Source organism: Rhodococcus sp. SJ-2, from assembly GCF_053750035.1.
The window spans coordinates 4,846,942-4,870,827 of the sequence record NZ_CM132340.1 but is presented as its reverse complement, the minus strand read 5'-3'; the positions used below and the strand labels follow the sequence as shown (position 1 = coordinate 4,870,827).

Here is a 23,886-nt window from a genome sequence, read left to right as displayed (position 1 = left end):
CTCTCATGTCCGCGATCACTCTCACGGGTGTGGACCTGCACTACCCCGGTGGAACGACCGGGTTGACCGGCATCGATCTTGCCGTCCGCGACGGCGAGTTCGTGGCACTGGTGGGGCCGTCGGGTTCCGGTAAGACCACGCTCCTGCGCACCGTCGCCGGCTTCCTCGATCCGACTGCGGGCACGGTGTGTCTCGGAGGCGACGTCGTCGCCGACGCCCGCCACAGCGTGCCACCGGAGAAACGCGGTCTCGGCATGGTGTTCCAGCAACATGCCATCTGGCCGCATCGCAGTGTGGAGCGCAACGTGGCGTATCCGCTCGAAGTGGCGAAGGTGCCCCGCGCGCAGCGCGCAGAACGCGTCTCCGAGGTACTCGACCTGGTCGGGTTGCCAGGTGTCGAGAAACGGGATCCGGCGACCCTGTCCGGCGGACAGCGTCAGCGTGTCGCTCTGGCACGCGCACTGGCCGGAAACCCTCGTGCCCTGCTCCTCGACGAGGCGCTGTCTGCGCTGGACGAACCGCTCCGCGACCGGTTGCGTCTCGAACTGCGCACACTGACCCGTGCTCAGAACCTCACGGTCGTGCACGTCACGCACGACCGCGCCGAAGCACTTGCACTTGCCGATCGAGTCGTCGTGCTCGACGGTGGACGGATACAGCAGGTCGGAACACCCGAGGAACTCGTGCACCGCCCGCAGTCGGCGTTCGTCGCGAGGTTTCTGTCGGACGCGAATCTGCTGCGCGGAACCGTGACGACCCACGAATTCACCGGAATCGACGCCGACGTGATCGTGAGCCGGGATCTGTTGCAGGACGGCGCCACCGGCGAGGGAACCCTCGCGGTACTGCCCGGGGACATCGATGTCACGACGGTCAGCGATGCCGATACAGCCCACGGAATCGTGATGTCGTCACTGTTCGGCCGGGACGCGAGTGATGTGGTCGTGTCCTGCCGAGGCGTCGAGTTCCGGTGTTCGGTCCGTGGCGTGCGGCCGTCGGTCGGCGACCGTGTCGGGCTGTCCGTTCGGCGCGCGCTGTTCTATCCGGATGCCCCCGCGACGAGTGGGGCGCCGCACCGGACGGTGGCTCTGACTGGCAGTGCGCGATGAGCAGGTCGACGCTCGCACTGGTCCGGCACGGACGGACCGAATGGAATCGTCTCGGATTGTTGCAGGGAAGAAGCGATATTCCGCTCGACGAGGTAGGGCAGGAGCAGGCACGGGCGGTCGCAGCGATGCTCGCCGACGAGGAATGGGACACCGTGATCACCTCGACGGCGGCACGAGCCGTGGGGACGGGGCGGATCATCGCGGCACACCTCGGAGTGAGCACCGCGGCTCCTCTGCCCGCACTCGTCGAGCGCAGTTACGGTGCAGCCGAGGGACTTTCCCGGTCCGATGCCGCGGCGCGCTGGCCGGACGGCCGCTACCCCGACCTCGAGTCGCTCGCGGCGGTCGCGAAACGAGGATGCCGCGCGCTCGATTCGATCGTCGCGGCACATCCGTCCTGCCGGATCGTGGTGGTCGCGCACGGAGCACTCATTCGGGCCGTCCTGGACGACCTGTCGGGCGAACCGGCGCCGCGCATCCTCAATGGCGCGGTGAGCGAGATCGAGTGGTCGCAGGGGTGGGCGGTGCGATCGGTCAACCGCACGCCCGGACCTCCCCCTTCTCCCCGAACGTCCGGGCGGTTGTCGGAAGCCCGGTAGCGGACCGCCCTTCCCACGTGTGGGCAGCACTCAGTCGGCGCGACGAGCAGTGACCAGGAGATATTCCCAGTCCATCGCTCCTGCACCGGTGTCGTACTCACGTGCAAGGTCGGCGAGGTCCCGATCGAGGGCGGCGACCCGGTGGGGGTCGTTCGCGATGTTCCGGTAGACCGCGATGGTCGGACCGTAGGTGGCCTTGAAGAAGTCCCGGAACTCCTCGCCGGTGGAGAAACGCCCGACGTGCAGAACTGCGGTGCGGGCCGAGAAGTCGGTGACCCGGGCTCCGAGCAGCGAACGCACGTGCGTCTCGTCGCCCCACAACGGGGGCGGCTGGGCGCCGGCGGGCGGCGGCGGCGCGTACGGCTTCATGGTGGCGAACATCTGCCCGATGAAACCGGACGGGGTCCAACTCAGCACGCCGATCCGACCGTCCCGTCCGGTGACGCGGACGAGTTCGTCTGCGGCGACCTGATGGTGGGGCGCGAACATGATCCCCACACACGAGATCGCCGCGTCGAAACTCGCATCGTCGAAGGGCAACGATTCGGCATCCGCCTCGCGCCAGTCCACCTGCACCCCCGCTCCGAGCGCATCCCGGCGACCGGCCTCGAACAGTTCCGGTGTCAGATCCGTCGCGACCACCCTGGCCCCTGCTCGTGCGGCCGGGATCGAGGCGTTGCCCGATCCTGCGGCGATGTCCAACACCCGATCTCCTTCGCCGACGCCCACGGCGGACACGAGGACGGGTCCCAGTTCTGCGATGACTTCGCTCGCCACGGCGGGATAATCGCCGAGCGCCCACATCGCTCGATGTTTCGCCTTCAGTTCGCGGTCGGCCGCCGCTACGGTGATGGATTCGGTCATCACGCTCCTCCTTCGTCCGGAGTCGGCCCGAGTCGTCGGAAAGTTCCGTGGGCCGTATCTCGACTGTAGGAACGGTCGTGGATCGCCATCCAGTACGGAATTTGTACCGGAACGGCGCCGCGTACGCACTGTTCGTCGGCGCCGCAGCGGGATACCATCCGACTATGGGGTCGTCGTACCACCAGTTCTGTCCCGTCGCCAAGGCGATGGAACTGTTCGACGAGCGGTGGACGTTGCTCGTCGTACGCGAACTCGTCCTCGGAAGCGAACACTTCAACGACCTGCGTCGGGGCCTTCCCCGGATGTCACCGACATTGTTGTCGGCGCGCTTGCACCGACTCGTCTCCGCGGGCATCGTGCAGCGTGTCGCCGAAGGATCCGACGTTCGTTACGTGCTCACGCCGGCCGGACGCGACCTGGAACCGGTGGTCGAGGCACTGGGTGCATGGGGCCTGCGGTGGACGGGCCGACTCGGCGACGCCGACCTGGACCCGAAACTGCTGATGTGGGACATGCACAGAAATGTCGTTCACAGTGCGGTGCCGGAGACCGAGGTGGTCGTGCAGTTCACCTTTCCCGGAACGTCGTGGGTGTCGCAGCGATGGTGGCTCGTCATCACCGAGACTGCGGTCGACGTGTGCGATACCGATCCCGGGTTCGACGTGTCCGTGCGTGTCACCGCTGGCCTTCGCGAGTTGACGGAGATCTGGCGCGGTGAACTCGGCTGGTCGGAGGCCCTCGATTCCGGAGCGGTCGTCATCGACGGTCCGTCGTTTCTGCGCCGTTCGCTGCCGGAGTGGTTCGCGCCGCCGCTCGCCGCCGGCGACGCTCTCATCGGCGAATAGTGCTGTGCCGAAAGACAGTTTCAGTCGGCGGTCGGCCGGGACGGTCGGCGTGGCGGGGCACAACAGTCCACCGCGCACAAGCTCCCGTCGCAACCCACACCGAGCAACGGTTCGGAACCACGGCGTCTCGGCGAAGCAGAGTCGGTCTGTTCCTGCACCAGTTCGCGGACCAGTTCCGCAAATCGTGGATCCGTTCCCGCAGTGCCGGCCCGAACGAACGCCATCCCGAGTTCCTCGGCTCGTCCCCGGGCCTCGGTGTCGAGGTCCCACACCACCTCGAGGTGGTCGGAGACGAATCCGATGGGCGAGACGATCACGGCATTCACTCCCGACTCGTGCAGGCTGTCGAGGTGGTCGACGATGTCGGGTTCGAGCCACGGTACCTGCGGCGGCCCGGAACGGGACTGCCACACCAGGTCGTATTCGCCGACTCCGACGGCCTCCGCGACGAGCCGTGCGGCCTCTGACACCTGCCTGCTGTAGAGGTATCCGCCTTCTGCTGCGGGTCCGCCCGTCGCGTCGGTGGCGATGGGGATGGAGTGAGCGGTGAACACCAGCCGTGCGGTGTCGCGTACGTCGTCGGGCAGTTCGGTACGGGCGGCGTGCACCGCGTCGGCTACCGCATCGAGGAACAACGGATGGTCGTAGAAATGACGCAACTTGGTCAGCCGCGGAGCGTTCTCCACCGCCTCCCCCGCCCGGGCGATGTCCTCGTGGTATTGCCGGCAACCCGAGTACCCTCCCCACGCGGACGTGGCGAACACCAGGGCGTTCTTCACACCGTCGTCACGCATCTGCGTCACGGTGTCCTCGATCATCGGGTGCCAGTTGCGGTTGCCGAAGTAGATCGGCAGGTCGATGCCGTGCGCACTCAGTTCGGTGTGCGCCGCATCGATGATCGCGCGGTTGAGCGCGTTGATCGGAGAGACACCACCGAAGTGGAGGTAGTGCTGGGCGACGTCGTCGAGTCGTTCCGGTGGGATGCCCCGCCCGCGGGTGACGTTCTCGAGAAACGGACGGACATCGTCGGGGCCTTCGGGACCGCCGAACGACAGCACTACCAGTGCGTCGTATTCCTCGGAGTTGTTTCCCATCGACACGGCCCTTCTGCTCGTAAGGCCCTCAGCCGCCCAAACCGACCTGGGAATGGAAGCCGCCATCGACGTAGACGATGGATCCGGTGGTGCCGGGCAACCAGTCGGACAGCACGGTGCACACGGTCTTCGCGACCGGAGTCGGGTCGTCGACGTCCCAGCCGATCGGCGACGCAGCCGCCCAACCGTCGTTGAGCTTGTTCATCTCGGCGCCAGGCCCGGTGGCGTCGCCGGCGATCGCCTTTGCAGCGAGGGTCTTGATCGGGCCGGCAGACACCAGATTCGAGCGGATGCCGCGCGAGCCGACCTCCTTCGCCACATATCGGTTGACGGATTCGAGGGTGGCCTTGGAGACACCCATCCAGTTGTAGAACGGGACGGCGCGGGCGGGGTCGAAGTCCATACCGACGATGGAGCCACCGTCGTTCATCACGGGCAGGACGGCCTTGGCGAGCGCGGCGTATGAGTACGCGGACACCTCCACCGCCACCGCGACGTCCGACCAGGGAGCGTCGAGGAACGGGCTTCCCAGGCACGACCGCGGCGCGAAGCCGATCGAGTGCACGACGCCGTCGAGACCTTCGGGCGCCAGTTCCCGGATCTTGTCTGCCAGGCCCTCGAGCTGCTCAGGATTCTGTACATCCAGCTGGATTGCGGGCGGCACCGGCTGCGGCAACCGTTGCGCGATGCGATCGATCAGCCGGAGCCGGTCGAATCCCGTAATGATTACTTTCGCGCCCTGGTCCTGCGCGACCTTCGCGGTGTGAAACGCGATCGAGGCATCGGTGATGATGCCGGTGACGAGAATGGTCTTGCCCTCGAGCAGTCCGCCCATGAGTGTGTCGATCCTCCAGTGAGTTTCGGATGTGGTTCGGTTTCGCGGGCTGCTAGTGGCCCATGCCCATACCGCCATCGACCGGAATGACGGCGCCGGAGACGTAAGCGGAGTCGTCCGAGGCGAGGAAGCTGACGACCGCCGCGATGTCCTCGGGCTTGCCGAGGCGCTGCAACGGGATGAACTTCTTCGCCATGTCGCGCATGTCGTCGGACAGATCAGCAGTCATGTCGGTCTCGATGAAACCGGGCGCGACGACGTTGGCGGTGATCGACCTGGAGCCGAGTTCGCGGGTCACCGAGCGTGCCAGGCCGATGACACCGGCCTTCGAGGATGCGTAGTTGATCTGGCCTGCCTGACCGGCCATACCGACGACCGACCCGAGGAAGATCATCCGGCCCCACCGCGCCCGCAGCATCGCGCGGTTGGCGCGCTTGGCGCACCGGAACGCGCCCGTGAGGTTCGCGTCGAGGACGCTGGTGAACTGGTCCTCGGTCATGCGCATCAGCAACGTGTCGTCGGTGATGCCCGCGTTGGCGACCAGCACCTCGACCGGCCCCTGCTGGTCTTCGACCTCCTTGAACGCGCGGTCGACGGAATCACTGTCGGTGACGTCGCACACGACGCCGAACAGATCGTCGGGAACACCGGAACCGCGATGGGTGACGGCGACCTTGTGTCCGTCCGCCTGGAGGCGCCGGGCGACAGCGAGGCCGATCCCCCGGTTGCCTCCGGTGACGAGGACCGAACGGGGGGTGGTCACGTGCCGCGACGGTGTGGCGCTGGTTGCGTCAGTCATGCCGTCAAACCTATCTGGTAGGGACTCGAGTTTCGAAAAGACACCGCTGGTGCCACAACGGGCGTCAAGGCAGTCGCTGACGGAGCACCATGGCGGCGATCAGCCCCCCGGCGACAGCGAAGACACCGAGCATCAGCCACGGACGGCTGGCATCGCCGCGCGTGGTCTCGAATCCGATCTGCTCTTCGAGGGTGTCGTAGGCGCCCTCGAGTTCTTCGAGGCTGGATGCTGCAAAGAAGCTGCCGCCGGACAACTCGGCTATCTCCTCGAGCGACGGATCATCGACGGGGACAGGGATCTGTTCGTCTTCGATCGTCACGCTGCCGTACTGGGTCCCGAACGAAATGGTGGACACCGGGATGCCCTTCTCGGCTGCCTGGCGGGCCGCGGTGAAGCCGCCGCGGGGATCGTCCGGGCTTTCGGGCACCGTCTGCTTGCCGTCGGACAACAGGACGATGCGGGCAGGCGGTGCCTGGTCGCTGCCGCCGAGGACCGCAGCGAGGGTCTCGATCGATTGCATCGAGGTGAAGATCGCCTCGCCGGTCGCCGTGCGTTCACTCAGTTGTAGATGGTCGATCGCGGTCTTCGTCGCCTCCCTGTTGGTGGTGGGTGAGACGAGGACCGATGCCGTACCGGAGAAGGCGACGAGCCCGAGGTTGATGCCGGGGGTGAGATCGTCGGCGAACGACTTGGCCGCTTCCTGTGCCGCCGCCAACCGGGATGGCGCGACGTCGGTGGCTTCCATCGACAGCGACACGTCGATCGCGAGCACCACCGTCGCTCGATTGCGGGGAACTCGCTGCTCCGAAGTGGGCCCGGCCAGCGCGATGGTCAGCAACGTCAGTCCGACGAGCAACAGTGCAACGGGGATGTGTCGCGCGCGTCCCGGTCTGTCGGGTGCGACCTTCTCGAGCAGTTCGAAGTTGGTGAACCGGAGGGTGTGGGCGAGCCGGCGGCGTTGCACGAGGACATATCCGACGGTGAGTGCCGCGACAACGACCAAGAACAGCAGCCACCATGGGGAGGCGAAACCGGAAAAACTCATCGTCGCCCCTGTCCTGCGCCGATGCTGTGCCTGCGGGACGCGACGAAGCGGACGACATCGCCGATCCAGTCACGGTCCGTGCGCAGGCTCAACCGGGGTGCGCCACACCGGCGCAGCGCCTGTTCCACTGCGTCGCGGTGGTCGGACGCCGCCTGCGCGAAGTCGGCCCGCAGTTGCGCGGTGGTGGTGAATTCGCGAGTCCGGCCGGTTTCGGGATCGTGCAGTACGACGTCGCCGAGATCGGGCAGTTCGAGATCTCGCGGGTCGAGGACCTCGACGGCGAGCACGTCGTGCCGACCGGACAGGGCCCGAAGCGGTCGCTCCCAATCGATGGGTCCGAGGAAATCGCTGATGACCACGATCAGTCCGCGGCGGCGCTGTGGGCGACGAAGTGAATCGATGACTCCCCGCAGATCGCCGCGGGTGCCGTCCGGAGGGTGCGGGGTGGTGGCGATCGTTCGCAGCATCGACTGTGCGTGCAGACGCCCACCGCGAGCAGGCATGCGTACGAAGTCGCGGCCGTTGGACACCACCGCACCGATGCGGTTTCCGCCACCCCCGGTGAGATAGGCGATCGCAGCGACCGAAGCGATGGCGAGGTCGCGTTTCTCGCAGATTCCGGTGCCGAAATCGAGGCTGGCCGACAGATCGAGCGCCAGCCAGGTCTCGAGTTCCCGGTCGGCGACGGTCTGGCGGACGTGCGGGTGGGTAGTGCGGGCGGTGACCGACCAGTCCATCTGCCGGACGTCGTCGCCGGGCTGATATTCGCGGGCGTCGCCGGGCTCGGATCCGGGGCCGGGAATCAGACCGAGGTGATCACCGTGCAGAACACCGTCCAGACGGCGCCGGACCGTCAATTCCAGCGTGCGCAGCGCGGCGGTCAGCTCGGGTTCACGCAGTTGACCGGCACGGAACGTCGGCGGCGACCCGGGGGCGCGTTCACTCACCGGGGCGCCGCACCCGCCTCGGGTGCGGTGGAGGACGCGCCGGCACGTGCCGGCTGCGGAGCCGACGCGAGAGGCGCGACCTGCGGCAGCCCGACGGTCTGCAGAATCCGGCCGATGATGTGATCCGGCGAGACGTCGTCGGCGAGCGCATCGTAGGACAGCACCAACCGGTGGCGGAGCACGTCGGGAATGACATCGATGATGTCCTGAGGGATGACGTAGTCGCGTCCGCGTACCAGTGCCAGCGCACGGGCAGCAGAGATGATGCCGAGCGTCGCGCGGGGTGATGCGCCGTAGGCGATCCAGCCCTGCACATCATCGAGGCCGACTTCGGCAGGCGCGCGGGTCGCGAAGATCACTCGCACCACGTAGTCGACGAGCGCATGGTGCACGAACACGCGGCTTGCGACCTTCTGCAGGCGGATCAGTTCGTCGCTGCCGAGGATCTGCTTGGGCTCGGGCGCGGCGACACCCATGCGGTAGACGATTTCCCGCTCTTCTTCGACGGTCGGGTAGTCGACGAGAACCTTGAACAGGAACCGGTCGCGCTGCGCTTCCGGGAGGGGGTAGACGCCCTCGTTCTCGATCGGGTTCTGGGTTGCCATGACGAGGAAGGGGTCGGGCATCGGGAAGGTCTTCCCGCCGATGGTCACGTGCCGCTCGGCCATCACCTCGAGCAGCGCCGACTGCACCTTCGCGGGGGCGCGGTTGATTTCGTCGGCCAGGACGAAATTCGCGACGACGGGGCCGAGTTCGGTATCGAACTCTTCACGACCCTGCCGGTAGATCCGGGTGCCGACCAGGTCGGTCGGGACGAGGTCGGGGGTGAACTGCACGCGGGAGAACGAACCGCCGACGACCTTGGCGAAGGTTTCCACCGCAAGGGTCTTGGCCACCCCGGGTACACCTTCGAGCAATACGTGGCCGCGCGCGAGGACGCCGACGAGCATTCGCTCGACGAGCAGATCCTGTCCGACGATGACTCGTTTGACCTCGTAGATGGCGCGCTCGAGGAGCCGGATGTCCTGAGCAGGATCAACCGCCTTCGGCGCGCCGTTGCCGTCGCGGCTCCGGCCGTCGGGTGTCGGGCCGTCGTTGCGCGGCGCGGCGGGCTTCTGCGCCTTCGTCGTGTTCACTGCTGCGTTGTTCGCCGTCGGGGTGTTCCCCGTCGGGGCATTCACAGCATTGCCTCGCTCGCCGCTCTTCTGGACGGTCGATTCGCTCTTGTCGTTCGACCCTGCAGTCCCCGACGTCCCACCCTCGCGTGAGGTCACCAACAATCCACCGCTTTCGCCTGTCGCTCCGCTGGAAACACCTGCCGGCACCACTATTGCAGGTACCGGTATTCCGTGTCGTCACCCCCGCGCGACCTGCGTCGCGTTGCCGTCACGACACCATGCGCACCACATACGGTGTCATGCCGTCCCAGCGTACCGGCGAGATCTTCACGTGCGCACCCGACTGCGGCGCCTCGAGCATGGTGCCGTCGCCGAGATACAGACCTACGTGCTGGCTTGCGTTCGGTCCGTAGAAAATCATGTCACCGCGTTTCATCTCCGAGGCGGGAACCTGTCTACCAGCGGTGTATTGGTACCCGGTGTAGTGCGGGAGGGAGACGCCGATTCCTGCGAACGCATAGATCATCAGTCCGGAACAGTCGAAGCCGACTTTGTTGTAGTCGCCGTAGCTGTCGGCGACACCACCGTCCCGGATCCCTCGGGTGGGGCCGGTCTCGTCACCGCCACCCCACGCGTAGGGCACACCGATCTGCGAGAGTCCTCGGTCGATCACCGTTTCGACGGCAGCAGCCCCGGTCAGTGTCGGACGCTGGGTTGTGCGTGGGGACGAGCGAGGGCTGGACTGGCGAGGTGTCGATGGACCCGTTTCGTCGGCGGGGTCGGGATTCGTCCATTCGCCGACGTCGTCGTCCTCGTCGATACCGGTGTCGGTGTCGGCGCCTGTTCCAGTGCCGGTGTCCGTGTCGTCGGACTCGGTTCCGGTGCCGTCGGACTCGGTGCCGGGACCGTCGGATTCGGTCGGTTCGGTCTCGGCGACTTCCGTCTCGCTCGGCGCAGTCACTGTCGGCGCCGGGATGTCGAGTTGAGTGTGGGGTCGCTGTCCGTTCGAGAGTTCTGCGGCACGCGCTCGCGCGGCGGCGTCCGCAGCCACCCGCACCGCTGCTTCGGATGCGGCCTGCGCAGCGACCTGCGCGGCCGCCGATGCGGCAGCTTCCTCCGCGCGACGACGATCGTCCCACGCCACATACTCCGCGCGCTGCCCTTCGAGCCCTGTGACATTCGTCCGTGCCTGGTCGAGTGCGGTCTGGGCCTGTGCGCGTTCCTGCTCGATGCGTTGTTTCTCGCTCGTCTGCGCCTCGAGCGCCGCCCGAGCAGTCGAAATGGCAGCTTCCGCCTCGGATCGGCGTTGTTCGGCAGCGGTCGCGGCGGCGTCGGCGTCGAGCTTCGCCGCGCGGGCCCGGGAGTTGCTGTTGGCCTCGGTGGCGCGGGCACGCTCCAAGGCCTCCAGCACCGCGGTTCTGCCTGAGGACAACAGCCGCATCACCTGTGCTCGGTCCAGAAGATCGTCAGGTCCGTCCGTCGAGAGAAAGGATGCGAGCGATGCGCCGTTGACCCCCTGCGTGTAGCTGCTGCGTGCGAAGTCGTCGAAATCGTCCTGCGCGTGCCGGATCCGGGCTCCGGCATCCTGCAGTGCCAGTTCCGAGGTGGCGACCTCTTGCGCGGCCGCATCCGCGGCGTCGCGAGCCGATTGGAGATCCACGAGTGCACGGTTGACGTCTTCGCGCTTGATCGCCACCTGCGCGTCGAGTTCGGTCAATTGCTGGTCGGCGTCTGCAATCTGCACGATCAGTGACCCGATTCGGTCGACGCCCGAACTCACCGCGGCGCCTGCAGCGTCGAGTTCCGACTCGCTCGGATTCGGTGGCGGGGGTGGCACCGCGCCTGCGGTGGACCCGAGCCCGACGACCACTGTCGTGATCAGCCCCAGCCCCGCCAGTAGCCGCGGAATGCGCCGCGCTGTTGGAGAGGACACACCCCGATCCCGGCCGGGCGGCACATCTCTGTGGGTAGCCCCGCTGCCGGATGACCAGGACTGTGGCGGAATCCCCCCGTGGATGCCGAACCGTCGCACTGTGCTCTCCCTCGATCGTGCCGACCGATCGCACCGGCCGACCCCGACGCCCGGAGAAGAGCACACAGAGAAGAGCGCACAGCACCGATCGTCCGCGGTTGTGCGGCCGATCGCTGATGATCTCGTGCGGGTAACGGGTCAGCGTCCCGCTACTCGGGTTGTGACACTTCTTCCCCAAGAGCGCCACGTGAACCGTACGACACTGTGGGCACCTCCCGCACGACAGTCACAGATATTCGTCGGAAACGCCCTGGTCATTCATTACGGGACAGCGCCGACCCCGCGCCGTCGGCGTCGCACTGGGCGGTCACTCCGACAGGAGAATCGGCCGCGATCGGGTGAAGGCGCGGCATCCGGGAGATTTCAGCGCGAAGAACTGTCCCTTTCGGGAGAAACCTGCCCCGTTGCGGAACCCGCCTCCGATTCGGCGTGCGCACGCCTGATCTTCGCGAGATACGTCAGGCCCCCGGCGGCCGCGACCAGGAGAATCAGCACGAGGGTCATCGCAGTCCACGGCGGGGAGGGTTCGAGTAGCGAGTCGACGAAGTTGGTTGTCGACTCCACCGGATCTCCCGTGTAGGTCCGGTCCTGCGCCGCTTCGAGCGTCACACGATCGAGCGCGTCGCTGAAGGTGCCCACCCAATTGGGGCTGAGTACGAGCACGGTGCCACCGTCCTCGGATCCGACGGCTGTGGCGAGGTCGCGCAGTTGCGAATCCATGTAGGGGTTGCTGTCGACCACGACGACACTGAGGTCGATGCCGTGGTCCTGGGCACGTTGTACCTGCTCGACAAGTTGAGAGGGATCGAGTTCCGAATCCGCGCTGTCGGGGACCGAGACCTGATCGTCGGCCAGGTCCGCGAGGATCGTCTCTAGAGCGACTCCGGGAGGGAGGTCCGTGGCCGCGGGCCCGGGTATACGAAGAAGTGGCGCAGACATCTCTCTCCGGTGGTCCTGGTCAGAAGCGGACGAACCGCACTCGCCGCAACAACCGGGTGCGGCGAGGACGCCGTCGGTGTCGCAGGTATGCCGCACTCGTACGGCACCCCCGCACATTACGCGATCGACCGGACCGGATCGGAAACCGCACCTCGGGCCGAGAGCCCGCGTCGCGACCCTTTCGCACCCACCCCCGGTATGTAGGACAAGCGTACTGTTAGACTTGTGGCGAGATGCCGCGGCACCGGTCAACCCCGGGCATAGTCGTGAGCCTCGCTTGAGCCGTCGACACAGCCCCGTCGACGGCGAGCCGTGACGACGAGTGGAGCTGATGTGAGCACCAGTATTGATTCGTTCGGCGCCAAGGGGACGTTGCAGGTCGGAGAGAACTCGTACGAGATCTTCCGTCTGTCGTCGGTCCCCGGCACCGAGAAACTCCCCTATTCCCTCAAGGTCCTCGCCGAGAACCTGCTGCGCACCGAAGACGGCGCAAACATCACCGCCGACCATATCCGCGCGATCGCGGGCTGGGATCCGTCGGCCGATCCGAGCATCGAGATCCAGTTCACGCCCGCCCGCGTGATCATGCAGGACTTCACCGGCGTGCCCTGCATCGTCGACCTCGCGACGATGCGTGAGGCAGTCACCGCCCTCGGCGGCGACCCGAACAAGGTCAACCCGCTCTCCCCCGCCGATATGGTCATCGACCACTCGGTCATCCTCGATGTCTTCGGCCGCGCCGACGCTCTCGAGCGCAACGTCGACCTCGAGTACCAGCGCAACGGTGAGCGTTACCAGTTCCTGCGTTGGGGCCAGGGCGCGTTCGACGACTTCAAGGTCGTCCCCCCGGGCATGGGCATCGTCCACCAGGTCAACATCGAGTACCTGGCGCCCACCGTCATGACCCGTAACGGTCAGGCCTACCCCGACACCTGCGTCGGCACCGACTCGCACACCACCATGGTCAACGGCCTCGGCGTGCTCGGCTGGGGCGTCGGTGGCATCGAAGCCGAGGCCGCGATGCTCGGCCAGCCCGTCTCCATGTTGATCCCGCGCGTCGTCGGCTTCAAACTGACCGGCGAGATCAAGCCCGGTGTGACCGCCACCGACGTGGTGCTCACCGTCACCGACATGCTGCGCAAGCACGGCGTCGTCGGCAAGTTCGTCGAGTTCTACGGCAAGGGCGTCGCCGAGGTGCCCCTGGCGAACCGCGCGACGCTGGGCAACATGAGCCCCGAGTTCGGTTCCACCGCCGCGATCTTCCCGATCGACGGCGAGACCATCAACTACCTGCGCCTGACCGGCCGCAGCGACGAGCAGCTCGCGCTCGTCGAGGCGTACGCCAAGGAACAGGGCATGTGGCACGACGCCGACGCCGAGCCCAACTACTCCGAGTACCTCGAGCTGGATCTCGGCACCGTGGTGCCGTCGATCGCCGGCCCGAAGCGCCCGCAGGACCGAATCCTGCTGTCGGATTCGAAGAACGCGTTCCGCCGCGACATCCACACCTACGTGGAGGATCAGGCCCCGGCCGATCACAGCCAGCTGGATGAGGCCGTCGAGGAGTCCTTCCCCGCGTCCGATCCCGCCGCACTCACTTTCGCCGACGACCATGCAGGTGCTGTGGCGTCCGCCGCTAACGGCGCCGAGGGCCGCCCCTCCAAGCCGATTCGCGTGACCACCCCCGAGCAGGGCGAGTTCGTGCTCGACCACGGCGCTGTCGTAGTCGCGGGTATCACCTCGTGCACCAACACCTCGAACCCGTCCGTCATGCTGGGTGCTGCCCTGCTGGCCCGCAACGCGGTCGAGAAGGGCCTGTCCACCAAGCCGTGGGTCAAGACCAACATGGCGCCGGGCTCGCAGGTCGTTTCCGACTACTACGAGAAGGCCGGCCTCTGGCCGTACCTCGAAAAGCTCGGCTACTACCTCGGTGGGTACGGCTGCACGACGTGCATCGGCAACACCGGTCCACTGCCGGAGAACATCTCGAAGGCGATCAACGACAACGACCTCTCGGTGACCGCGGTGCTCTCGGGTAACCGCAACTTCGAGGGTCGCATCTCGCCGGATGTCAAGATGAACTATCTGGCGTCCCCGCCGTTGGTCATCGCCTATGGTCTTGCAGGCACGATGGACTTCGACTTCGAGACCGACGCCCTCGGCCAGGACACCGACGGCAACGACGTGTTCCTGAAGGACATCTGGCCGTCCGCTCAGGAAATCGACGACACCATCAAGTCGGCGATCAACCAGGACATGTTCCGCAGCTCCTACGCCGATGTCTTCAAGGGCGATGAGCGCTGGCAGAACCTTGCCACTCCCGAAGGCGATACCTTCGCGTGGGACGAGAAGTCCACGTACGTCCGCAAGGCGCCGTACTTCGACGGTATGACGATGGATCCGGCTCCGGTCACCGACATCAAGGGTGCCCGCGTGCTCGCGTTGCTCGGCGACTCGGTCACCACCGACCACATCAGCCCGGCAGGCCCGATCAAGCCCGGCACCCCCGCCGCGCAGTACCTGGATGCCAACGGCGTCGAGCGCAAGGACTACAATTCGCTCGGCTCGCGTCGCGGCAACCACGAGGTGATGATCCGCGGCACGTTCGCGAACATCCGCCTGCAGAACCAGCTGCTCGACGGAGTGTCCGGTGGTTACACCCGGGACTTCACCCAGGACGGTGCGCCGCAGGCGTTCATCTACGATGCGTCGCAGAACTACCAGAAGGCGGGCATCCCGCTCGTCGTGCTCGGCGGCAAGGAATACGGATCCGGATCGTCGCGTGACTGGGCAGCCAAGGGCACCAGCCTCCTCGGCGTCAAGGCCGTCATCACCGAGTCCTTCGAGCGCATCCACCGCTCGAACCTGATCGGCATGGGCGTCATCCCCCTGCAGTTCCCGGCCGGTGAGTCGTCGTCGTCGCTCGGACTCGACGGCACCGAGTCGTTCGACATCGCGGGCATCGAGGCGCTCAACGAGGGCACCACGCCGAGCACCGTGCATGTCACCGCCACCAAGGCCGACGGCAGCAAGGTCGAGTTCGACGCGGTCGTGCGTATCGACACTCCCGGTGAGGCGGACTACTACCGTAACGGCGGCATCCTGCAGTACGTGCTGCGGAACATGATCCGTAGCTGATCCGACCCCCGTGGCCACGCGGCCACTCCGGTACGGCACCGGCGGGCCCGGGACACAACTCGTCGCGGGCCCGCCGTGCCACCACCGACCGCCTCGTTTCCGCCACGGCCCTGTTCCGGAAGGATGTAGGTAGTGCCCAAGGTCAGTGAGGATCACCTCGCCGCGCGGCGCAGCCAGATTCTCGACGGCGCACGACGCTGCTTCGCCGAATTCGGCTATGACGGAGCGACCGTCCGACGTCTCGAGATCGCCACCGGTCTCTCTCGCGGCGCGATCTTCCACCATTTCAAGGACAAGGACGGGCTGTTCCTCGCGCTCGCGCAGGAAGATGCCAAACGCATGGCGGATGTCGCCAGCAATGAGGGTCTCGTCCAGGTCATGCGTGACATGCTCTCGACGCCCGCGCAGTTCAACTGGCTCGGAACCCGGCTCGAAATCACACGCAGACTCCGCACCGATCCCGAATTCGCGAAGGCGTGGACCCAGCATTCGGCCGAGCTGACCGAGGCCACGGTCGGCCGCCTCGAGCGTCAGCGTGACGCCGGGAAGCTCCGTGACGATGTGCCGACAGAAGTGCTCGTCGCGTATCTCGATCTGGTCCTCGACGGGCTCATCTCGCGGCTCGCGTCAGGTCATGCGGAGGATGAACTCGGACAGGTGCTCGACCTCGTCGAAGAGTCGGTCCGCCGTCGCGACTGACCGCGATCATCGCAGGTCGGCGCCAGACGGTCTCAACTACCGCTGTTGCTCGCGGATGCGGCACGCCGACGATTCGGGCCACCGCGGCCGCGCAACCGCACCTGCGATTCCACCAGCACGTTGTGCACGAAGCCGTATGATCGCCCGGTTTCCTGCGCCAGTGTCCGAATACTCGCGCCGGCCTCGTAGCGTCGCTTGAGCTCGGCCTGTAACCGGTCTCTGGACTCCCCGGTCACTCTGGCTCCCTTCGCGTACGAAGGCTGCCCAGTGTCAGGATTTCGCGCCATCGAATCCTCCCGTCGCCTCGCCGAAGGTCCCAGCACCAGGCTAGTTCACGCAGGCAGCGCCCGGAGCGGATCGCGCAACGCCGACCGGATCGAGGGACGAACTCTCGGTCCGGGAACCTGCCTCGGGCCTCGCCGTCACGCCAGCTGGATCAGCTCGAGGTAGTCCTGAGACCAGTGGTCCTCGGTGCCGTCCGGCAGCATGATGACGCGCTCCGGATCGAGCGCCTCGGCAGCTCCCGGATCGTGCGTGACCAGAACCACGGCGCCTTCGTAGCTCCGTAGCGCATCGAGCACCTGCTCACGAGAGATCGGGTCGAGGTTGTTGGTCGGTTCGTCGAGCAGCAGCACATTCGCTGCAGACGACACCAGTCCGGCGAGTGCCAGACGGGTCTTCTCACCACCGGACAGTGTGCCTGCCGGCTGATCGAGCTGCGGACCGGTGAACATGAACGCGCCGAGGAGACCGCGCAGGTCCTGCTCACCGGCGTCGGGTGCTGCGTGCCTGATGTTCTCCCACACCGTTGCCGCGTCGTCGATCGTGTCGTGCTCCTGCGCGAAGTAGCCCACCTTGAGCCCGTGCCCCGGCTCCAGTTCTCCGAGATCGGGGGTCTCGACACCCGCCAACAGACGCAGCAGCGTGGTCTTACCGGCGCCGTTGAGTCCGAGGATCACGACGCGGCTACCACGGTCGATGGCCAGATCGACGCCGGTGAAGATCTCGAGGGATCCGTAGACCTTCGTCAATTCCTTGGCCATGAGCGGCGTCTTGCCGCAGGCTGCGGGCGTGGGGAACCGGATCTTGGCGACCCGGTCGGCCACGCGCACGTCATCGAGATCGTTGAGCAGTTTTTCGGCGCGCTTGGCCATGTTCTGCGCCGCGGTGGCCTTTGTCGCCTTGGCACCGAGCTTCGCTGCCTGTTTCTGCAGCGCCGAAGCCTTCTTCTCCGCGTTGGCGCGTTCGCGCCGGCGGCGCGCCTCGTCGGTCGCGCGGGCGTCGAGGTACTTCTTCCACCCCATGTTGTAGATGTCGGCCTCGCCGCGCACAGCGTCGAGGAACCACACCTTGTTGACCACGTCGGCGAGAAGATCCACGTCGTGGCTGATGACCACGAGGCCACCCTCGTGGTTCTGCAGAAAACCACGCAGCCAGGTGATCGAGTCTGCGTCGAGGTGGTTGGTGGGCTCGTCGAGTAGCAGCGTGGTGTCCGACTTGCCGCCGGATCCGTCGGACGCGGCGAACAGGATCCGAGCCAGTTCGACGCGGCGGCGCTGCCCACCGGACAGCGTGTGCAACGGCTGACCGAGAACTCGGTCGGGTAGACCGAGGCTGTGACAGATCCGGGAGGCCTCGGACTCGGCGACGTACCCGCCGAGCGTCGAGAACCGCTCCTCGAGCGAGCCGTATTTGCGCACGGCACGGTCGCGGACCTTGTCGTCGGCAGCTTCGGCCATCAGCGCCTGCTGCTTCTCCATGCTGCGGAGAATCTCGTCGAGTCCGCGCGCGGAGAGCACCCTGTCCTTGGCGAGGACCTCGAGATTTCCTTCTTTCGGATCCTGGGGAAGATAGCCGAGATCGCCCGAGCGAATCACGGTGCCCGCGTACGGTTCGCCCTCCCCGGCGAGGATGCGCAGTGTGGTGGTTTTCCCGGCGCCGTTGCGTCCCACCAGCCCGATCCGGTCACCCGCCTGGATACGCAGCGCTGATCCTGGTGAGGAGAGCAGCGTCCGCGCGCCGGCGCGGACTTCCAGGTCGGTGGCGGTGATCACGCGTAGAGCTCCTCGATGGCTGAGACTGTGTGTGGAACATGATGCCGGGCATACGGCACACGAACCATTCATTTTACTGCGCCACGCGCCGTTTCACGAGGTGAGATGCACTACGTCGGCGCGAATGCGGATTAGTGTGGCGATCATGATCAGGCTGAGAACCGTACGGCCACGACAGTGACCACGGATGTGCTGGTCGCAGGTCTGGGGCCGTCCGGGCGTGCGTTGGCCGCGCGTTGCGCGGAGGCCGGTCTGTCGGTGCGGGCCGTCGACCCGTCCCCACACCGGCCGTGGACCGCAACCTACGGCGCCTGGGCGGACGAATTGCCGTCGTGGCTACCCGACAATGTTCTCGCGACGCGGATCGAGTCCCCGGGAGTGTGGACCACGCACCCTCACGTCCTCGACCGTCCGTATGTCGTGCTCGACACCGCTGCGCTGCAGCAGTCGCTGTCACTCGAGTCGGTGGCGGTGACGCAGGCCAGCGTCCGCTCGGTCGGTCCCGGTGCGGTGGTTCTCGACGATGGGAAACGACTGCGTGCCTCACATGTGTTCGATGCCCGCGGGGTACCGGCACCGCCTACGTGTGCTCAGCAGACAGCCTTCGGCGTGGTGACCGACGCGCACACTGCGGCGCCGGCTCTCGAGGGCCACTCGGCGTGGTTCATGGACTGGCGGCAGGACAACGGCACCAGCGATGCGGACACTCCGTCGTTTCTGTACGCCGTGCCGTTGGACGACGAACAAGTTCTGCTCGAAGAGACTTGTCTGGTGGGAAGACCCGCGCTCCCCCTCCCCGAACTACAGCGCAGACTCACGAGACGACTGGCCGCACGAGACGTCGAGGTTGCTGCCACCGCCTCGGTGGAGCGGGTTCGGTTCTCCGTGGAGGGCGGAGCGCGACGGCACGACGGCGCGCTCGGTTTCGGTGCCTGTGGCGGGCTGATGCACCCGGCGACCGGTTACGCGGTTGCCGCCGCGCTCACTGCCGCGGATCCAGTGGCATCGGCGATCCGGTCGGGGGCGGATCCCTACCGGTCCCTGTGGCCGAGTTCAGCGCGTACTGTCGCTGCTCTACGGACACTCGGGCTGCGAGTGCTGCTCGGCCTGCGCCCGGCAGAGGTCCCCGAGTTCTTCGCCGCGTTCTTCGACCTGCCGCCCGACCGGCAACGCGCCTACCTCTCGGGGCGAACCGACGTCCTGGGAACCCTCGATGGCATGCGCCGACTGTTCGCAGCGGTCCCGTGGGGTGTTCGCGGATCGATCATGCGTGCAATCCTCTGAAGCGCAGCGCGGCAGGTCGAGGTCGATCATGATGGAGCCATGCGTTCGATCTGGAAGGGTGCAATCGCGTTCGGGCTCGTGAACGTACCCGTGAAAGTATACTCGGCCACCGAAAGTCACGACATCCGGTTTCATCAGGTCCATGCGGCCGACGGTGGCCGGATCAAATACCAGCGTGTGTGCAGCGAATGCGGTGAGATCGTCCCTTTCCAGGACATCGACAAGGCCTACGAATCCGATGAGGGTGTGCGCGTCGTGCTCACCGAGGACGACTTCGAGAAGTTGCCTGCCGCCGAGAAACACGAAATTCCGGTCCTGCAGTTCGTCCCCACCGAGCAGATCGATCCGATCCTGTTCGAGAAGACGTACTATCTCGAACCCGATTCGGCTTCCCCCAAGGCCTATGCGCTGCTCGCGGCGACACTCGAACGCAGCGATCGCACCGCTCTGGTGCATTTCACGCTGCGGCAACGCACCCGGCTCGCGGCGCTGCGAACCACCGACGGGGTACTTGTCCTGCAGGCGCTGTTGTGGCCGGACGAGGTACGTGCCGCCGAGTTCGGTGCGCTCGACGATGTCGCGGCGCCGACCGACAAGGAACTCGCGATGGCCGAGACACTCGTCGAGTCGATGTCCGAGGATTTCGATCCCGCCGAGTTCACCGACGAATACCAGATGGAACTGCGTGCGCTGCTCGACGACGCGATCGAGCGCGGCGGCGAAAAGGTCTTCCAGGTCGCCGAAGCGTCGACCGAGGGTGAGGACGCCGAGGTCCTCGACCTGGTGGCCGCGCTGCAACGCAGTGTCAAGGCTGCGGGTGGAAAGCAGGACACCGACGATCAGGACGGCGGTACGAAGAAGGCCGCGACGAAGTCGACCGGGCGGAACGCATCGGCGAAGAAGACTGCTGCCAAGAAAGCGGCTCCGAAGAAGGCCACCGCGTCCAAGAGCACCGCGAAGAAGAGCACTGCGCGCAAGCGCGCCTAGAACGAGAGGCGATCCACAGTCGGTGCCGGTCAGTCTTCGTGTGCTTCGATCGAGTCGCCGAGGCGGCCGAGAAGCTCACCGAGTAGGCGGATGTCGGTGCTGTCCCAGTCCGACAATCGGGTGCGCCACTGCTCGGTCTGCACCGATTCGAGTTCGCTGAGGCGTTCGCGGCACAGCGGGGTCAGTGCCAGGAGACGAGCACGCGCATCGTGCGGGTCGGGTGTCCGCTCGACCAGACCCAGACGAACCGTGCTGTCGATCCGGCGAGTGAGAGTGGATTTCTCGATGCCCAGGTCCGCATGAAGATCGGCCATCGCCACAGCATCGGCGCGGCGCAGCATCATCAGCATCGGATAACAGACCGGATCGAGTTTGGGATGCACCGCTGCCGCACGCTCGCGAATCAGACCGCGGATGCGACGCCACAGGATCACCAGGCCCTGTTCGAGCCCGACCACCGGGTCGGCGCCGGGGCCCGAATCAGCGGCGTCCGCCGGCACCGAGGCCGACGGCGCATCCGCCGATTCAGAGGTATCTGTAGTCGTCACACCGTGAAACCGAGCGCGCGCAGCTGCTCACGCCCATCATCGGTGATCTTGTCGGGTCCCCACGGCGGCATCCAGACCCAGTTGATGCGCAACTCGTCGCACAGTCCACTACGCACCAGGGCACCGCGAGCCTGATCTTCGATCACATCGGTGAGCGGGCACGCGGCGGATGTCAGCGTCATATCGACGGTGACGGCCTCGGCAGATTCGGAAATTCCGTAGACGAGCCCGAGGTCGACGACGTTGATGCCGAGTTCGGGGTCGACCACATCGCGCATCGCTTCCTCCAGCTCATCGAGGCGCACGGGGTCCAGCGGCGGTGCTGTGTCGGCCACCAGTGCCGCAGCGTCGTCGGTGATCTGCTCGGTGTCTCCGACAGCGGTGTCGGGGGCGGGTTCGGTCATCGGTTCGGTCCTCCGCTCGATACGGTTTCGTCGTCGCTCGTACTGGCGGCGATCTGCACGACAGCATCCTTGAACGCCATCCAACCCAGCAGGGCGCACTTGACCCGCGCGGGGTATTTCGACACCCCGGCGAAGGCGATACCGTCGCCCAGCACGTCCTCGTCGCCGTCGATGGTGCCGCGGCTGCCGACCATCTCGGCGAAGCTCGCGACGGTGGTCATCGCGTCCTCTACCGGCATGCCGATCACCTGGTCGGTGAGCACCGACGTCGAGGCCTGACTGATCGAGCAGCCCTGTCCGTCGTAGGACACGTCGGCGACAACGCCCTCCTCGACGTGCACGCGCAGGGTCACCTCGTCACCGCAGGTGGGATTGACGTGGTGCACTTCGGCGCCGTACGGATCGCGCAACCCCCGGTGGTGGGGGTGTTTGTAGTGGTCCAGGATCACTTCCTGGTACATCTGTTCCATTCGCATCAGCCACGCACCCCGAAGAAGTCCTGTGCACGGCGGATCGCGGCGCCGAGCGCTGCGACCTCGTCGAGCGTGTTGTACACCGCGAAGGACGCACGCGCAGTTGCGGCAACGCCGAATCGACGGTGCAACGGCCACGCGCAGTGGTGTCCCACACGAATTTCCACGCCCTCGTCGTCGAGGATCTGGCCCAGATCGTGAGCATGGATACCGTCGACGACGAACGACACTGCGCCGCCGCGTTGTTCCGGTGTACTCGGGCCGATGAGACGCAACCCGTCGATGTCACCGAGTTCGGCAAGGGCAGCAGCGGTCAGTTCGTGTTCGTGCGCTGCGACCGCGTCCATACCGATGTCCTGTAGATACCGCACGGCGGCACCGAGACCAACGGCCTGCGACGACATCGGCGAACCGGCTTCGAATCGTTGCGGCGGAGCCGCAAACGACGTCGCGTCCATGCTCACGGTTTCGATCATCGATCCGCCCGTGATGAAAGGCGGCACCTCGGCGAGGAGTGCACGGCGTCCGTAGAGGACGCCGACACCGGACGGTCCGAACATCTTGTGCCCGGAGAACGCGGCGAAATCGACTCCGAGTGCCCGGAAATCCACCGCCATGTGCGGAACGGACTGGCATGCATCGAGCACTACCAGCGCTCCGACCGCTTTCGCGCGACGGACGATTTCTTCGACCGGGGCGACCGCCCCGGTGACATTGGACTGATGGGTGAACGCCACGACCTTGACCGCGTCGGTGAGCTCGAGTGAATCGAGATCGATGCGGCCGTCATCGGTGATGCCGTACCAGCGGAGGGTTGCGCCCGTGCGCTGGGCCAGTTCTTGCCACGGCACCAGGTTGGCGTGGTGCTCGAGTTCGGTGATGACGATCTCGTCGCCGGGGCCGAGCCGGTGCGCGAAGCGGGCGTCGGCGAATGCGTAGGCGACGAGGTTGAGCGACTCGGTGGCGTTCTTGGTGAACACCACCTCGTCGGGATCGACCCCGACGAACGAAGCGATGACGGCGCGTGCACCTTCGTATGCATCGGTCGCTTCCTCGGACAACGCGTGCGCGCCGCGATGAACCGCAGCATTGCACGTGAAGAGGAAGTCGCGTTCGGCATCGAGCACCTGCACGGGACGCTGCGAGGTCGCCCCCGAATCAAGGTAGACCAGCGGCTTGTCGTCGCGCACCGTGCGCGCGAGGATCGGGAAGTCCTCCCGTATCCGGGTGACGTCGAATGTCCGCACCGGCACCGTCATACGGTCACGCTCCCTGGGTGTCTGCCGTCGCTGCAGCGGCGGTGAAGCGCTCGTAGCCGTTCGCTTCGAGCTCATCGGCGAGCTCGGGGCCGCCGGACTCGACGATGCGGCCACCGACGAACACGTGCACGTGTTCGGGCTTGATGTAACGCAGGATGCGCGTGTAGTGGGTGATCAGCAGAACGCCGCCGTGCTCACGCTCGCGGTAGTGGTTGACCCCCTCGGACACGACGCGCAGCGCATCGACGTCGAGGCCCGAGTCGGTCTCGTCGAGAATCGCGATCTGCGGCTTGAGCAGTCCGAGCTGGAGGATCTCGTGACGCTTCTTCTCACCACCGGAGAATCCTTCGTTGACGCTGCGTTCGCCGAAGGCAGGGTCGATGTCCAGCTCGCTCATCGCCTCTTTGACCTCCTTGACCCAGTGGCGGAGCTTAGGAGCTTCACCGCGGGCGGCGGTGGCGGCAGTGCGCAGGAAGTTCGACATCGACACGCCCGGCACCTCGACGGGGTACTGCATCGCAAGGAACAGCCCGGCACGTGCCCGCTCGTCCACGCTCATCTCGAGGACATCCTCACCGTTGAGGGTGATCGAACCCGAGGTGACCTCGTACTTGGGGTGTCCGGCGATTGCGTACGACAGTGTGGACTTGCCGGAACCGTTCGGGCCCATGATCGCGTGGGTCTCACCGGAGCGAACCGTGAGGTTCACCCCCTTGAGGATGTCGATCGGCTCGGCGTTCGCGTCGGTCTGCGCGACGCGCGCGTGCAGGTCTTTGATCTCGAGGACGTTCTGGGGGCTGGACATCGGTTTACT

The 23,886-nt window shown here is 66.3% G+C and carries 23 protein-coding genes; 7 read left to right on the top strand and 16 right to left on the bottom strand.

All coding sequences use genetic code 11. The features are described 5' to 3' along the window. Positions 1-5 precede the first annotated feature (5 nt). Together ACSYG9_RS22855 and ACSYG9_RS22850 are read left to right on the top strand one after the other, a co-directional pair. Positions 6-1,109, top strand: coding sequence for an ABC transporter ATP-binding protein (locus ACSYG9_RS22855; protein ID WP_454840037.1), 1,104 nt, complete (start codon positions 6-8; stop codon positions 1,107-1,109). Then, positions 1,106-1,708 (top strand): histidine phosphatase family protein, encoded by a 603-nt coding sequence (locus ACSYG9_RS22850; RefSeq protein ID WP_454840035.1) that lies wholly within the window; start codon positions 1,106-1,108, stop codon positions 1,706-1,708. Before ACSYG9_RS22855 ends, ACSYG9_RS22850 begins: the two co-directional genes overlap by 4 nt. Positions 1,709-1,738: 30 nt before the next feature. Here the strand turns inward: ACSYG9_RS22850 and ACSYG9_RS22845 are convergent, their stop codons facing one another. Next, positions 1,739-2,572: a methyltransferase domain-containing protein gene (locus ACSYG9_RS22845; protein WP_440124629.1), complete on the bottom strand. Its 834-nt coding sequence runs from the start codon at positions 2,570-2,572 to the stop codon at positions 1,739-1,741. Between the two features lie 164 nt (positions 2,573-2,736). On the opposite strand from ACSYG9_RS22845, the gene ACSYG9_RS22840 reads away from it, so the two are divergent. Next, on the top strand, positions 2,737-3,417 hold the full coding sequence (locus tag ACSYG9_RS22840; protein WP_454843026.1) for a winged helix-turn-helix transcriptional regulator: 681 nt from the start codon (positions 2,737-2,739) through the stop codon (positions 3,415-3,417). Positions 3,418-3,437: 20 nt separating this feature from the next. On the opposite strand, the gene ACSYG9_RS22835 is transcribed toward ACSYG9_RS22840, so the two are convergent. The 8 genes from ACSYG9_RS22835 to ACSYG9_RS22800 form a co-directional block, all read right to left on the bottom strand. Beyond that, a complete protein-coding gene (locus ACSYG9_RS22835; RefSeq protein WP_440124628.1) occupies positions 3,438-4,511 on the bottom strand; it encodes a ferrochelatase in 1,074 nt (357 codons plus the stop codon). Between the two features lie 28 nt (positions 4,512-4,539). Next, entirely contained in the window at positions 4,540-5,346 is an 807-nt protein-coding gene (gene inhA / locus ACSYG9_RS22830) for an NADH-dependent enoyl-ACP reductase InhA (RefSeq protein ID WP_454840033.1), read from the bottom strand. A gap of 52 nt (positions 5,347-5,398) precedes the next feature. Beyond that, positions 5,399-6,145, bottom strand: a complete 747-nt coding sequence (fabG1, locus tag ACSYG9_RS22825; protein ID WP_454840031.1) for a 3-oxoacyl-ACP reductase FabG1 — start codon at positions 6,143-6,145, stop codon at positions 5,399-5,401. A 64-nt stretch (positions 6,146-6,209) separates the two neighbouring features. After that, on the bottom strand, positions 6,210-7,190 hold the full coding sequence (locus ACSYG9_RS22820) for a VWA domain-containing protein (RefSeq protein ID WP_440124625.1): 981 nt from the start codon (positions 7,188-7,190) through the stop codon (positions 6,210-6,212). Next, positions 7,187-8,137, bottom strand: a complete 951-nt coding sequence (locus tag ACSYG9_RS22815; RefSeq protein WP_440124624.1) for a DUF58 domain-containing protein — start codon at positions 8,135-8,137, stop codon at positions 7,187-7,189. The genes ACSYG9_RS22820 and ACSYG9_RS22815 overlap by 4 nt, the downstream gene beginning before the upstream one ends. After that, on the bottom strand, positions 8,134-9,411 hold the full coding sequence (locus tag ACSYG9_RS22810) for an AAA family ATPase (protein WP_440124623.1): 1,278 nt from the start codon (positions 9,409-9,411) through the stop codon (positions 8,134-8,136). The genes ACSYG9_RS22815 and ACSYG9_RS22810 overlap by 4 nt, the downstream gene beginning before the upstream one ends. 112 nt (positions 9,412-9,523) lie before the next feature. Beyond that, complete coding sequence (locus tag ACSYG9_RS22805; RefSeq protein ID WP_440124622.1) at positions 9,524-11,188, bottom strand: NlpC/P60 family protein; 1,665 nt, start codon at positions 11,186-11,188, stop codon at positions 9,524-9,526. Positions 11,189-11,650: 462 nt separating this feature from the next. Next, positions 11,651-12,226: an Rv1476 family membrane protein gene (locus ACSYG9_RS22800; RefSeq protein WP_440124621.1), complete on the bottom strand. Its 576-nt coding sequence runs from the start codon at positions 12,224-12,226 to the stop codon at positions 11,651-11,653. A gap of 333 nt (positions 12,227-12,559) precedes the next feature. Here ACSYG9_RS22800 and acnA point away from each other — a divergent pair, with 333 nt between their 5' ends. Further along, positions 12,560-15,364: an aconitate hydratase AcnA gene (acnA, locus tag ACSYG9_RS22795; RefSeq protein ID WP_440124620.1), complete on the top strand. Its 2,805-nt coding sequence runs from the start codon at positions 12,560-12,562 to the stop codon at positions 15,362-15,364. A gap of 132 nt (positions 15,365-15,496) precedes the next feature. Further along, positions 15,497-16,063, top strand: coding sequence for a TetR family transcriptional regulator (locus ACSYG9_RS22790; protein WP_440124619.1), 567 nt, complete (start codon positions 15,497-15,499; stop codon positions 16,061-16,063). Positions 16,064-16,095: 32 nt separating this feature from the next. Here the strand turns inward: ACSYG9_RS22790 and ACSYG9_RS22785 are convergent, their stop codons facing one another. Next, the gene (locus ACSYG9_RS22785; RefSeq protein WP_440124618.1) at positions 16,096-16,350 is read right to left on the bottom strand and encodes a helix-turn-helix domain-containing protein; all 255 of its coding nucleotides are present in this window, start codon (positions 16,348-16,350) and stop codon (positions 16,096-16,098) included. 135 nt (positions 16,351-16,485) lie between these two features. Next, the gene (locus ACSYG9_RS22780) at positions 16,486-18,117 is read right to left on the bottom strand and encodes an ATP-binding cassette domain-containing protein (protein ID WP_440124617.1); all 1,632 of its coding nucleotides are present in this window, start codon (positions 18,115-18,117) and stop codon (positions 16,486-16,488) included. A gap of 177 nt (positions 18,118-18,294) precedes the next feature. Between ACSYG9_RS22780 and ACSYG9_RS22775 the strand changes: the two genes are divergently transcribed. Further along, positions 18,295-19,401 (top strand): lycopene cyclase family protein, encoded by a 1,107-nt coding sequence (locus tag ACSYG9_RS22775; protein WP_440124616.1) that lies wholly within the window; start codon positions 18,295-18,297, stop codon positions 19,399-19,401. A 39-nt stretch (positions 19,402-19,440) separates the two neighbouring features. Beyond that, positions 19,441-20,388: a non-homologous end joining protein Ku gene (ku, locus tag ACSYG9_RS22770; protein ID WP_440124615.1), complete on the top strand. Its 948-nt coding sequence runs from the start codon at positions 19,441-19,443 to the stop codon at positions 20,386-20,388. Between the two features lie 29 nt (positions 20,389-20,417). Here the strand turns inward: ku and ACSYG9_RS22765 are convergent, their stop codons facing one another. The 5 genes from ACSYG9_RS22765 to sufC are packed head-to-tail and all read right to left on the bottom strand — an operon-like array spanning position 20,418 to position 23,877. Further along, the gene (locus ACSYG9_RS22765) at positions 20,418-20,936 is read right to left on the bottom strand and encodes a MarR family winged helix-turn-helix transcriptional regulator (protein WP_454840028.1); all 519 of its coding nucleotides are present in this window, start codon (positions 20,934-20,936) and stop codon (positions 20,418-20,420) included. Beyond that, positions 20,933-21,340 carry a metal-sulfur cluster assembly factor gene (locus ACSYG9_RS22760; protein WP_440124613.1) on the bottom strand — a complete coding sequence of 136 codons (408 nt, stop codon included), beginning with the start codon at positions 21,338-21,340 and terminating at the stop codon, positions 20,933-20,935. The genes ACSYG9_RS22765 and ACSYG9_RS22760 overlap by 4 nt, the downstream gene beginning before the upstream one ends. Then, positions 21,337-21,816 carry a Fe-S cluster assembly sulfur transfer protein SufU gene (gene sufU, locus ACSYG9_RS22755; protein WP_440124612.1) on the bottom strand — a complete coding sequence of 160 codons (480 nt, stop codon included), beginning with the start codon at positions 21,814-21,816 and terminating at the stop codon, positions 21,337-21,339. Before sufU ends, ACSYG9_RS22760 begins: the two co-directional genes overlap by 4 nt. After that, the gene (locus ACSYG9_RS22750) at positions 21,816-23,072 is read right to left on the bottom strand and encodes a cysteine desulfurase (protein ID WP_454840027.1); all 1,257 of its coding nucleotides are present in this window, start codon (positions 23,070-23,072) and stop codon (positions 21,816-21,818) included. Before ACSYG9_RS22750 ends, sufU begins: the two co-directional genes overlap by 1 nt. 4 nt (positions 23,073-23,076) lie before the next feature. After that, positions 23,077-23,877, bottom strand: a complete 801-nt coding sequence (sufC, locus tag ACSYG9_RS22745) for a Fe-S cluster assembly ATPase SufC (RefSeq protein ID WP_440124610.1) — start codon at positions 23,875-23,877, stop codon at positions 23,077-23,079. Positions 23,878-23,886 lie beyond the last annotated feature (9 nt).